This window comes from Periweissella beninensis (assembly GCF_016908275.1).
GTDB lineage: Bacteria > Bacillota > Bacilli > Lactobacillales > Lactobacillaceae > Periweissella > Periweissella beninensis.
In genome coordinates, this window is sequence record NZ_JAFBDN010000021.1 from 1 (window position 1) to 12,493 (window position 12,493).

Below are 12,493 nucleotides of genomic sequence, written 5' to 3' on the forward strand. Positions count from 1 at the left end.
AGACAACGTATTTTAATTAGCTTTAAAAATTCATATTTTGCGATAAATTACAAAAAAACAACTAATTCAAATTACGAATTAGTTGCTTAATAAATCAATTTAATTATTTAGTCTATCAGTACCATTTGACAAAGAGCCTGCTTATCTTAATATTGACATGGCAGTATTTTCTTAAAAATAACGACTAGTCACTTATTATTTATTGATTAAACGTAGCTTAGTGATATAAGTCAAAACGCCCTTTGCTAAGTAACTCTTTAACGCCACCAGTTTCTAGTAATGACTTATTAAGACTCATTTTCTTAACAACAGATGCAACGTACCCTTTAACCTTACTACTCTTACCAACAATCCCAATTGCATCCGTATTACCTAATGAGCAAATTGTTCCGATACTACTGTAAGTAAACTTCTCATATGAACCACCAGTTAGTGACGCAATAATATTATGTGCTGCCGTATGCCCCATCACTAAACTAATTTGGGCCGTTGTTGGGTATGGGCGACCACTAGCTTCGTCCATCACTGCTGAAACATCACCAACGATGTAGACATGATCATCTTCAGGGTCTTGTAATTCAGGTGTAACCATTACGCGATTACGTCGAGCATCAAAACCAGAATCTTGCATTACATGGCTACCACTTACCCCAGTTGTCCAAATAATTGTATTGGCGTTTAATTCGCCTTCTTCTTCAGTTTCACGATCTTTGAAAATAATTCCATTTTCTGTAACTTCACTGATACCCTTACCACTTAAAATCATAGCATCTTTTTGTGCTAATTTTTTAATCGCATAATCAACTAAATCAGTTGGAAACATTGGTAATAATCGTGGTGAAGCATCAACACACATTAGTTTGATTTCACTAGCATCAACGCCGGCAATTTTAGCATATTCAGCTTTATGTTCAGCCATTGCCCCAAGTAGTTCAACCCCTGTAAACCCGGCACCACAAATAATAACCTTCAAATTATCGGGATTCTTGGTTACTCGGTAGTCTTCTAATTGCTTAACAAAATGTGTATGCACTGCTTGTGCCGTTTCAACATCATCCATTGCTAATGCATTTGCTTGTGCACCTTTAATACCAAATGTTTCTGAAGCAAAACCAAGGGCAATAATCAAATAATCAAAAGTCATAGGCGCTTGACCTTCAACTTCAACTGTCTTAGTTGCCTTATCAACTTTGGTAACGGTCCCTTTAATAAACGTTGTTATATTAGGGTTAACAACATCTTTAATGGGAAATGAGATTTTATCTTCCTTTACACTACCCGCTGCAACTTCATGTAAATCAGTTGCTTCATAGTGATAATCATTACGATCAATTAACGTAATTGCGACATCCTTTGCTTTACTTTGTAATACCTTTAATGCTAACAAGCCGGCATAACCTGCGCCTAAAATACCGATTGTTTTCTTTGCCATGTTCAATATCTCCTACTTATTCGTCTAATCATTTACTAATTGATTAATTAATCAGTAATTATCTAGATTCAATTATAGCTAATTTAATTACTTTTTGCCATACATATGGATAAGTAACTTTCTTAAGATTATTTAATATTTACATAAATCCATTGTGATACCTACTAATTCACGTCACTTGTTTGTGCAGTAATTTTCACAAGCTTCCCATTTTGTAAATAAACACTTAAAATGGCAATGTCAGCCGGATTAACCCCAGAAATTCGTGACGCTTGTGCTAATGTTTCTGGACTAATTTTTGCTAATTTTTGTTTCGCCTCAATTGCTAAACCATCTATTACACTATAATCTAAATCACTTGGAATTTTTTTAGCTTCCATGCGGTGTAATTTATCAACCTTTTCCTGGGCTTTTTGAATGTAGCCTTCATATTTTATTTGAATTTCAACTTCTTCAATTTCATAACGATCCAATTTTTGCGTACTTGCAGGAATAAACTCTAATAATTTTTGATAATCCACTTCTGGTCGTCGTAATAAATCAGCGGCTAATACCGAATCTTTTAATGGATTTGAACCACAACTTACTAAGTATGCATCTATTTTCGCATTTGGATTAATCCGAATCGTTTCTAGTCTTTGCTTTTCTAAATCAATTGCTGCTTGTTTGGCCACAAAAGTAGCATATCGTGCATCATCAATTAGCCCTAAGGTATGACCAACTTTGGTTAGCCGTAAATCTGCATTATCATGACGTAATAATAAGCGATATTCAGCCCGTGATGTTAATAAACGATAAGGTTCATTGGTTCCCTTAGTAACTAAATCATCAATCATTACACCAATATAGCCTTCTGAACGTTGCATTACGTATTCAGGCTTCCCTAACGCCCGCAACCCAGCGTTAATTCCAGCCATAATTCCTTGCCCAGCCGCTTCTTCATAACCTGATGTTCCGTTCATTTGTCCAGCAGTAAACAGATTTTTTACCAACTTGGTTTCCAAGGTATGCCGTAATTGATGCGGTGCTATTACATCATACTCAATCGCATAGCCTGGTCGCATTAGTTCTGCCTTTTCTAAGCCCGGTACTGAATGAAGCATCTTTAACTGTACTTCTTCTGGCATTGATGTTGAAAAACCTTGTACATACCATTCATTAGTTGTTCGCCCTTCCGGTTCTAAGAATAGTTGGTGTTTTAACTTATCGGCAAAGCGTACAATTTTATCTTCAATTGATGGACAATAACGTGGTCCCACCCCTTCAATTACCCCGGTAAACATTGGTGCACGCTGTAGGTTTTCACGAATAATTGCATGTGTATGTTCATTTGTATAAGTTAACCAACAAGACAATTGTTGTTTAAGCGCTAAATAGTCTTCATCCTTGGACGTATAACTAAAATGATTAGGTTTTTCATCCCCTGGTTGTTCTTCAGTAACTGAAAAATCAATTGTTTGGCCATTGATTCTTGGTGGTGTCCCTGTTTTGAAACGTTTTAATTCAAAACCTAATTGTTCAAGATTTTCTGATAACTTAATCGAAGGCTGAGAATTATTGGGACCAGATGAATACATTAATTCCCCGATAATGATTTTCCCTCGTGAAGATGTTCCAGCAGTCAACACAACTGATTTTGCACGGTAAATTGCACCTGTATTGGTCCGCACACCTACAGCCACCCCATCTTCAACCATCACTTCTTCAACAATTCCTTGTCGTAACGTTAAATTTGGTGTCGTTTCAATGGTCTTTTTCATTACCGTATGGTATTCGTTCTTATCTGATTGCGCCCGTAAAGCTCTAACTGCTGGTCCTTTACCAGTATTTAGCATCCGCATTTGCACATACGTTTTATCGGTATTACGCCCCATTTCACCACCAAGGGCATCAATTTCACGTACAACAATTCCCTTAGCTGGACCACCCACTGCCGGGTTACATGGCATAAATGCCACCATTTCTAAAGAAATCGTCATCAATAAAGTCCGATTACCCATGCGGGCGGCGGCTAAAGCGGCTTCTGAACCAGCATGCCCAGCACCAACAACAATTACATCATATGCCCCTGCTTCATAAGGTAACACTGTCATCTATTTATATCTCCTTTTTACTTTCCTAAACAAAATTGGCTAAATAATTCATCTAATAAATCATCTTGAACCGAATCACCAGTTATTTCACCAAGCTTATCCCAAGCTGTCGTCATATCGATTTGAACGATATCCACTGGCATCCCCATTTCAACACCATCAATTACTGCTTGTAGTGCTTTACTTGCTTGAGCTAATAAACCAATATGGCGTGCATTTGTTACCATTAACGTTGTTTGATTATTTTCAATACCTTCGGCAAAAAATAAATGCGCAATTTTATCTTCCAGTTGATCCATATTCAAATTTTTCAAAACTGATACGGCAATTACTTCATGTGGTTCAACTAACTTAGCTAACTCACTTTGCTTGAGGTGCATTGCTAAATCAGTTTTATTTAAAATAACAATGCGCTTTTTATCAGCGGTTAATTTTAATAAAGCGCGATCCTCATCCGTTAGGTTTTCACTACTATTTAGTACCAACATCACTAAATCAGCTTGCACGATTGCGTTTCGGGAACGTTCGACCCCAATTTTTTCAACAACATCATCTGTTTCACGAATACCAGCTGTATCAATTAATTTTAATGGTACACCACGGACATTAACATATTCCTCAATAACATCACGTGTAGTTCCTGCAATAGCTGTCACAATCGCCTTATCTTCATGTAATAAGTGATTTAAAATTGAGCTTTTCCCTACATTGGGACGACCAATGATTGCTGTTGCTAACCCTTCACGCAATACTTTACCTTGTTTAGCAGTCTTTAATAACTGTTCAACATGCGCTTTTACATTGTAAGCTTGCTCAACTAACAGTTTAGTAGTCATCTGCTCAACAGCATCATATTCTGGATAATCAATATTAACTTCAACTTGTGCAAGCGTGTCGACAATATCTTTTCGAATCTGCTTTATTAATGTCGATAGATTACCATCTAATTGATTGAGAGCAACTTGCATTGATCGATCAGTCTTGGCTCGGATTAAGTCCATGACTGCCTCTGCTTGGGATAAATCAATCCGACCATTTAAAAAAGCCCGTTTTGTAAATTCACCAGGTTCCGCTAGCCGGGCGCCGTTTGCGAGTAGTAATTGTAAAATACGATTAGTTGCTACAATCCCACCATGTGAGTTAATTTCAATGACATCTTCCCGTGTAAAGGTTTTGGGCGCTAGCATAACTGACACCATCACCTCATCAACCTCTTGATTGTCATGATCAGGGTCAATAATATGACCATAATTAATAGTATGACTTGCTACTTGGGCTAAGTTTTTCCCTTTAAAAACCCGTTGGGCAATTTTTACCGCCTGCTCACCGCTTAAACGAATAATTGAGATTGCGCCTTCACCAGGTGGTGTACTAATTGCCGCAATTGTATCAAATTCAATTAAAGTGCTACTTGCATTTGCCATTTTTTCTCCTTATTTCTTGACGTACAAAAAAAGTGCCTACACCACCCCCTTGTCTGTTTAACAATTGGTGGCGAAGCACTTTCACTACTTCGTTAATTATTTATATGTTCACAACTTTACTAAAACATTCTTATTCTAATTACTTATCAATATTCTGTCAACTAAGGTTACTTAAAAATCAAAAATCACTTCAATTCAGCAAACCAAATCTTAATTTCGCGTTCGGCACTCTCGACACTGTCTGAACTATGGACAACATTCCGAATTAGACCATCTGGCCAGTCGCGCCCAAAATCACCACGAATCGTGCCAAAAGCGGCTTGCGAGGGATTAGTTTGGCCAGCCATTCTCCTAAAGACACTAATTACATTGGTGCCACTTGCAACTAGTGCGACAATCGGCCCTTCATGCATATAACTTTCAATTTCTGGAAAAAATGGTTTATCAACTTTATCAATATAATGTTGTCTTAATTGAGCGTCAGTGGCCTGCGTTACTTTCAGCGCCTCAATCTGATAACCCTTTCTTTCTAAGCGAGTAATTACTTCGCCAATATGCCCTTGGTTGACACCATCTGGCTTTACCAAAATAAGCGTCCGTTCTTCTGTCATTGTACCTACCTCCTAGTATTTAAGTACCTACAATCCAATTACTATTTTAGCGTATCAAGCAGTTTATGATTAAAGAATACTAGCAGCTAAATATTAAAAACGCATAACCATTTAATGCTAAAAAGCCGTCGTTAATTCAAACTGAATTAGCCACGACTTTTCATCTTAACAAAATTATCGCTTTGCTAGTCAATTCTGTCTTGATTTTGATTATTATTTAAATTTACTTACCCTTAGGCTTCTTCATACCATGAATAGTGGAATGTACCTTCTTTATCAACCCGTTTGTAAGTATGCGCACCAAAGTAATCACGTTGTGCTTGTGTTAAGTTAGCAGGCAATACGGCTGACCGATATGAATCGAAGTAAGCAATTGCAGCTGATAAACCAGGTGCTGGAACACCGGCCTTAACAGCTAATGCCACAACATCACGCACAGCTTCTTGATATTCCTTTGTGATGTTTAAGAAGTAATCATCAAGCAATAGGTTTTGTAGTTCTGGGTTTTTGTCATAAGCTTCTGTAATATTTTGCAAGAATTCGGCGCGGATAATGCAGCCATTACGCCAAATTTTAGCTAAGTCACCGAAGTTAAGATCCCAATCGTAATGTTCTGAAGCAACCCGCATTTGTTCAAAACCTTGGGCATAACTCATGATTTTAGCGAAGTAAAGTGTTTTACGAATTTTTTCAACAATTTCTTCACGATCAAGTTTTTCTGTTAAACCAGCTGGCTTAGGTAATACTTTACTTGCAGCCACCCGTTCGTCTTTTAGCGCTGAAATGTAACGTGCATATACAGACTCAGTAATCAATGATTGTGGTACACCGAGTTCAAGCGCATTTTGTGATGACCATTTACCAGTTCCCTTGTTACCAGCTGCATCCAAAATGACATCAACGATTGGTTTATCAGTACCTTCATCATCTTTACGTGTCAAAATTTCAGCAGTAATGTCAATTAGGTAACTCTTAAGTTCACCCTTACTCCAGTCAGCAAAGACATCTGCAATTTCTTCAACTGTCATCCCAAGCATTTCACGCATAATTGAGTATGATTCAGCGATCAATTGCATGTCACCGTATTCAATCCCATTGTGAACCATCTTTACATAGTGGCCAGCACCATTTGGTCCAATATAAGCAACACATGGTTCGCCATCTTCATCAGCTTTTGCTGAAATTTGTTCTAAAATTGGTGCAACTAGTTCATAAGCTTCTTTTTGACCACCAGGCATTAATGATGGACCATGAAGCGCACCTAATTCACCACCAGATACACCCATACCAATAAAGTTAATTCCTGAATTATCTAATTCAGCATTACGACGCATTGTGTCTTCAAAGAATGTGTTACCACCATCGATTAGGACATCACCTTTATCCAAGAATGGTAATAAAGCTTTGATTGTGGCATCAGTTCCGGCTCCAGCTTTAACCATCAAGAGGATCCGACGTGGTGTTTCAAGTGACTTAACAAATTCTTCTGGTGAGTAGCTTGGAATCAATTTCTTTTCAGCATGATCCTTCATCACTTGATCAACCTTGGCGGCTGAACGGTTGTAAATTCCTACAGTGTAGCCGCGGCTTTCGATGTTGAGGGCCAAATTTTTACCCATTACAGCCATCCCAACAACACCGATATTAGCTAATTCTGACATTACATTACCTCATTTCCAAATCTTTAGCATATTTAAAAAATTAAAAATGATGTTTCAAGACATATTATTAACAAATGTTTGTTAGTATCTTCACATCATTTAAACATAGTTTATCACTATTTTTTTTTAATGCTAGTCTTTATTAATTATTTTATCGTAGTTCTTACCTTCGTTACACTTTTATTACATTGTATATAATCACGTATTCATGAAAATTTAGATTAACTGCCCTATCCTCACCATTTTTAACGCATATTATACATGATGCATCTGTCTTAATACTAAGCCGTTTTTAGTTTATAAAATAAAAAACCGCTAATTAGCCCTCAGGCTAGTTGCGGTTTTGTGTTTTCACTTTTGATAGTTTATCAATCACTGTTTAACTACTACGTAAATTATTTTTTACGTCCTTTAGTAGCAACGCGTTTCGCTTTATCAATTTTGCGTTGTCGTGTCTTTTCAGCTGACTTTTTAGCAGCCCGCGCAGCATTAATTTTAAATGGATTTTGAATAAACCATGTTTGCACTACTTGGAAGGCATTTGAAACCACCCAGTATAATGATAATGCTGAAGGAACCGTTAAAGCGGTCCCAAAGATAATTAAGGGCATCCCGAAGGTCATCGCTTTAGTCATACCATTTTGTTCCGGACTTGAAGCCATGGCCAACCACGAGCTAATTAAGGTAAACGCCGCAGCTAAAATCGGTAAAATAAAGTAAGGATCTTGTGATCCAAGTTTTAGCCATAAAAAATCACCTGTTCTAAGTTCCTGAGTCCGCCAGATTGCCTGATATAAAGCAATTAAAATAGGCATTTGAACAGCTATCGGTAAGCACCCAGCAAATGGATTAACACCGGCTTGTGCATATAACTTTTGTTGTTCTTTTTGCATTTGCATCCGTGATTCATTATCTTTACCCGGATATTTTTGCTGTAACTTTTTTAGTTCCGGTTGTAACTCTTGGGTCTTTAACATTGTCTTTGATTGATAAATCATTAAGGGTAAGATAATGATTCTAATAATCAACGTAAACGCAATAATTCCCATTCCATAACTATTACCAAAGAAATTTGCTAACCAAATAATTGCTCGTGAAAAATTCAAGATAACCAAGCCATCCCAAATGCCCGTTGAGTGTTCTGTAATTGGTTTATTACTACATGCAGCTAAAAAGACTGTTAATACTGCTAGCATTGCCATCAAAAGCGTTAATTTGCGTTTATGTGGTTTTTTAAATCCTTGTTGCATGGCACTTCTCCTATTGAAAATTTTTTCATTATTTAATTAATTAGTCAACAAATCTGCCAATTTTAAAACATGGACTAGATTCTCACGAATTTCATTCATTGAGCAACCTTTGGTAATTGGCCGTGCAATAACTAAGAAATCATATTCATTTTTTATTTGTGGCTTATATTCTAGTATTGTTTGCCTAATTCGGCGTTTGACATAGACTCGATCATGAGCCTTACCAACTTTTTTACCAACTGAAATACCAACTCTAAAATGGGGTTGGCTTTTCTTTTCAGCTTTGTAAACAATAAACATCCGGTTTGCAAACGAATTATGCTGATCAAAAACTTTTTGGAAATCAGCTTCTTTTTTAACTCGATATGATTTACGCATCTTTTCCCTCATCAATTTCAGCCTATTGGGCCTAGCTAACTGAATCTTAAAAAAATAAAAAGGTCACTGTAACCAGTGACCTTTTTATGCAGATAACACTTTGCGGCCCTTTTGGCGACGACGTGCTAATACTTTACGTCCGTTTGATGTGCTCATACGCTTACGGAAGCCATGGACACGTTGACGGTGACGTTTTTTTGGTTGATATGTACGTTTCATGTGTAAACACCTCCGTTCTTAGTTGAAAATATATTTACATAGAAATAACCATATCTCTTTGCATTTCCGTACCATCATATCATATAGATAAAGAAAAGTGAACCTAAAAAATAAATAAATAAATTTTTTGACCTCTTTTTTATACACAAGATAACGTTCTGTTATCTACATGGTTGTTAATTGTAACATTTTTTGATACGAGTTTTTCCTGGTTTTTCAACAACTTATCCCATAATCCCCAGCTTGTTAATAGTTATTAACACTATCCTGTGGATAAAGTGGATAACTCTGATACCGCTTTATTCTATTGACATTATAACGCACAAAAAGTGGTGGATAAAGCTGAAAAATTTAGTTTTCCCCAATCTTTTCCACAGGTTTGTGGAAAAGTAACACACTGGCTTGTGGATTTTTTAAAAAATTAATCCACAACTGTGGAAAACTGTGGAAAAATTTCAAAAATACTGCTATTCTAGATAAGGTTAATTTTATTTAAAAGAAGGACTTGCTACTTATGGTTGAACGGAACACCTTATGGTCAGATATAACTGACCGCTTCAGAGAAGAACTGGGGCGTCCATCATATGACAATTTCATCCAGCCTGCTCGCTTAGCTAGCTTTGATGCTAGTCAGCACAATGCTGTGATTGAAGTTCCAAATGAACTATCGCGTGAACGTTGGCTAAATACTTATTCAAGCCAATTTACTACATTCGCATTTGAAACTAATCAGATGTTATTATCAAATATTGATGTCCGCATAGTTGAACCAGTTGTCGATTTAATTGAAGAAATCGAAAAAAATAATCGTCTTTCAAGCCAACAAATGCGCCCAGGCGATTCAACTAAAACTACTTTAAAGCATGGGAATAATCTCGATGCTAAATATATTTTTGATACATTTGTCGTTGGTGCCACGAATCAATTAGCATATGGCGCTGCGCTTGCAGTATCTGAGGGCTCCCTAGAATATAATCCATTGTTACTCTATGGTGGTGTTGGCCTTGGTAAAACTCACTTAATGCAAGCTACTGGTAATAATGCCTTAGTTAATAATCCTAATCAACGCGTTTTATACGTTACTTCAGAGCAATTCACTAATGATTTTATTAGTGCTGTGCGAAACGGAACAACTGAAAAACTACGTGAAGAATATCGAAATGCTGACCTATTATTAGTCGATGATGTTCAATTTTTATCTGGAAAAGAATCCACACAGGAAGAATTTTTTCATACATTTAATGATATTTTAGGCCATAGTGGTCGCATTGTTATGACTTCAGACCGCCTCCCAAAAGATATTCCCGATTTACAAGATCGCTTAGTTTCACGCTTTCAATGGGGCCTTTCCGTTGATATCAATAAACCAGATTTTGAAACACGAATTGCTATTTTATTAGAAAAAGCTGAAAAAGAAAACATTAGTGTTGATCGTAATGTTATTGAATTTATTGCAAAACAAGTTGATAGTAATGTCCGGGAACTAGAAGGGGTCTTTAAGCGTGTTGCTATCATGGCCAAATTTAACCAATCCGCTGGTGACACGGTATCTATTGATGATGCTACCAAGATTTTAGCAGAGTTAGATATTGCACAGAAATCAGAAATTACGATTAGTTTCATTCAAGAAACAGTAGCTAAATTTTTTGCTATTTCAATTAGTGATTTAAAGGGCAAAAAGCGTAACAAAGAAATCGTTATGCCTCGCCAAATCGCAATGTATCTATCACGTGAGCTCACTGATAATTCTCTACCAAACATTGGCCGTGAATTTGGCGGTAAAGATCATACCACCGTCATGCATGCCACTGATAAGATTTCAGCTGCCCTTGAGAGCAATAAATTAATTCAAAATCAGATTACAACACTGAAAAAACAAATTAATGGTGATTAATTATCCACTTGTGGAAAAGAGATAGTTGTTAAATAGTTTTCCACAATTATATCCACAGCTTTTTTTCGTATTGTAATTACTAGTTATACTGTTATCCACAGAATAAACAGGACCTACTACTATTACTATATATCTTGTATACTATATATATATTTTAAAGAACGGAGCCTACTGAAATGAAATTTACAGTGAACAGAACTGCATTTATCAAAGAATTAAATGATGTTTCACGGGCAATTACATCAAAAACAACAATTCCAGTGTTAACTGGTTTAAAATTAGTTGCTGAAGCAGATGGTTTAACCCTGACAGGCAGTGATGCTGATATCTCAATTCAAACAACTTTAAGTATTGCAGATGAAGCAGCGGCTTTATCGATTGAAAAAACTGGTGCGATTGTGTTACCAGCTCGTTTTTTCAGTGATATTGTTAAACAATTACCTGAACAACAAATGACGATAGAAATTGTTGCTGGTTTTCAAACCATGATTACTTCAGGATCAGCCTCATTTACTATTAATGGCCTTGATGCGAATAGTTATCCACATTTACCAGAAATCACAGCTGCTAATTCAGTGACAATTGGTGCTGATATGCTACGCCAAATTATTTCACAAACAGTAATTGCGGTCTCTAATCAAGAAAGTCGTCCAATTTTGACAGGGGTTCATTTCAGTTTGAATGAAAAAACATTTTTAGCTGTTGCTACTGATTCACATCGGTTAGCGCAACGTACTGAAACGCTATCAACGGATAATACAAGTGTTGCTGATGTAATCATTCCAGGAAAATCATTAAATGAACTAGCTAAGATGTTAGAAAATGTGGAAGAAGTTGAATTAAGAATTACAGACAATCAGGTTTTATTTATTTTAGGCAAAACCTTATTTTATTCACGCTTACTTGAAGGAAATTATCCTGACACAACAAGATTAATACCTAAGGAAAGTGATACTTTAATTACGTTTAATGCTACCGAATTATTGGCAGCGATTAATCGGGCTTCGCTACTTTCACATGAGTCACGGAACAATGTAGTTAAGTTACTTATTAGTGAAAGTGGTGCTAAGATTACGGGAAATTCTCCGGATGTTGGTCGCGTTGAAGAAGAATTACATGTAAAAAAACAAGAAGGTAACGAGTTAGAGATTTCATTTAATCCAGATTACATGAAAGATGCCTTACGGTCATTTGGTAATATTGATATTGAAGTGAGTTTTACTGTTCCGTTACGACCTTTTACTTTAAAACCGGTTGATAATGGCGATAGTTTTATTCAATTAATTACACCAGTTAGGACATTTTAAGGTTAGCTTTATTGGGCGGAATTGAAGCCCATTATTAAAGCAGGGATTAAAAAATAGAATGCATAAAGAACCTCCACAAATTGGCATAAACGCAATTTGCGGGGGTTATTTATGTATTCTTCTCAAAAAAAAAAATTAAATTCGACGCTTAAGTAAAAAGGGAGGCTCAAGTTCAAACGTAAGGTGTAAATAGCGAATAACCGATTTAGCAAAAAGACAATCTG

10 protein-coding genes are annotated in these 12,493 nt (G+C 36.4%); 2 read left to right on the plus strand and 8 right to left on the minus strand.

Annotated features, from left to right (window positions below; all coding sequences use genetic code 11):
* Positions 1-217: 217 nt before the first annotated feature.
* From JOC59_RS07215 to rpmH, 8 genes are all read right to left on the minus strand, one after another.
* Positions 218-1,432, minus strand: a complete 1,215-nt coding sequence (locus JOC59_RS07215; RefSeq protein ID WP_205144128.1) for an NAD(P)/FAD-dependent oxidoreductase — start codon at positions 1,430-1,432, stop codon at positions 218-220.
* A 164-nt stretch (positions 1,433-1,596) separates the two neighbouring features.
* Positions 1,597-3,525: a tRNA uridine-5-carboxymethylaminomethyl(34) synthesis enzyme MnmG gene (mnmG, locus tag JOC59_RS07220; RefSeq protein ID WP_205144129.1), complete on the minus strand. Its 1,929-nt coding sequence runs from the start codon at positions 3,523-3,525 to the stop codon at positions 1,597-1,599.
* A 17-nt stretch (positions 3,526-3,542) separates the two neighbouring features.
* Positions 3,543-4,949, minus strand: coding sequence for a tRNA uridine-5-carboxymethylaminomethyl(34) synthesis GTPase MnmE (gene mnmE, locus JOC59_RS07225; RefSeq protein ID WP_239517060.1), 1,407 nt, complete (start codon positions 4,947-4,949; stop codon positions 3,543-3,545).
* Positions 4,950-5,134: 185 nt separating this feature from the next.
* On the minus strand, positions 5,135-5,560 hold the full coding sequence (gene ndk, locus JOC59_RS07230) for a nucleoside-diphosphate kinase (RefSeq protein ID WP_205144130.1): 426 nt from the start codon (positions 5,558-5,560) through the stop codon (positions 5,135-5,137).
* 233 nt (positions 5,561-5,793) lie between these two features.
* The gene (gndA, locus tag JOC59_RS07235) at positions 5,794-7,221 is read right to left on the minus strand and encodes an NADP-dependent phosphogluconate dehydrogenase (protein ID WP_205144131.1); all 1,428 of its coding nucleotides are present in this window, start codon (positions 7,219-7,221) and stop codon (positions 5,794-5,796) included.
* 395 nt (positions 7,222-7,616) lie between these two features.
* Positions 7,617-8,471, minus strand: a complete 855-nt coding sequence (yidC, locus tag JOC59_RS07240; RefSeq protein WP_205144132.1) for a membrane protein insertase YidC — start codon at positions 8,469-8,471, stop codon at positions 7,617-7,619.
* Positions 8,472-8,507: 36 nt separating this feature from the next.
* Complete coding sequence (gene rnpA, locus JOC59_RS07245) at positions 8,508-8,849, minus strand: ribonuclease P protein component (RefSeq protein ID WP_205144133.1); 342 nt, start codon at positions 8,847-8,849, stop codon at positions 8,508-8,510.
* Between the two features lie 84 nt (positions 8,850-8,933).
* Positions 8,934-9,068: a 50S ribosomal protein L34 gene (gene rpmH / locus JOC59_RS07250; RefSeq protein ID WP_002829327.1), complete on the minus strand. Its 135-nt coding sequence runs from the start codon at positions 9,066-9,068 to the stop codon at positions 8,934-8,936.
* A 514-nt stretch (positions 9,069-9,582) separates the two neighbouring features.
* On the opposite strand from rpmH, the gene dnaA reads away from it, so the two are divergent.
* On the plus strand, positions 9,583-10,962 hold the full coding sequence (gene dnaA, locus JOC59_RS07255) for a chromosomal replication initiator protein DnaA (RefSeq protein ID WP_205144134.1): 1,380 nt from the start codon (positions 9,583-9,585) through the stop codon (positions 10,960-10,962).
* Positions 10,963-11,138: 176 nt separating this feature from the next.
* Positions 11,139-12,269, plus strand: a complete 1,131-nt coding sequence (dnaN, locus tag JOC59_RS07260) for a DNA polymerase III subunit beta (RefSeq protein WP_205144135.1) — start codon at positions 11,139-11,141, stop codon at positions 12,267-12,269.
* Positions 12,270-12,493: the final 224 nt, after the last annotated feature.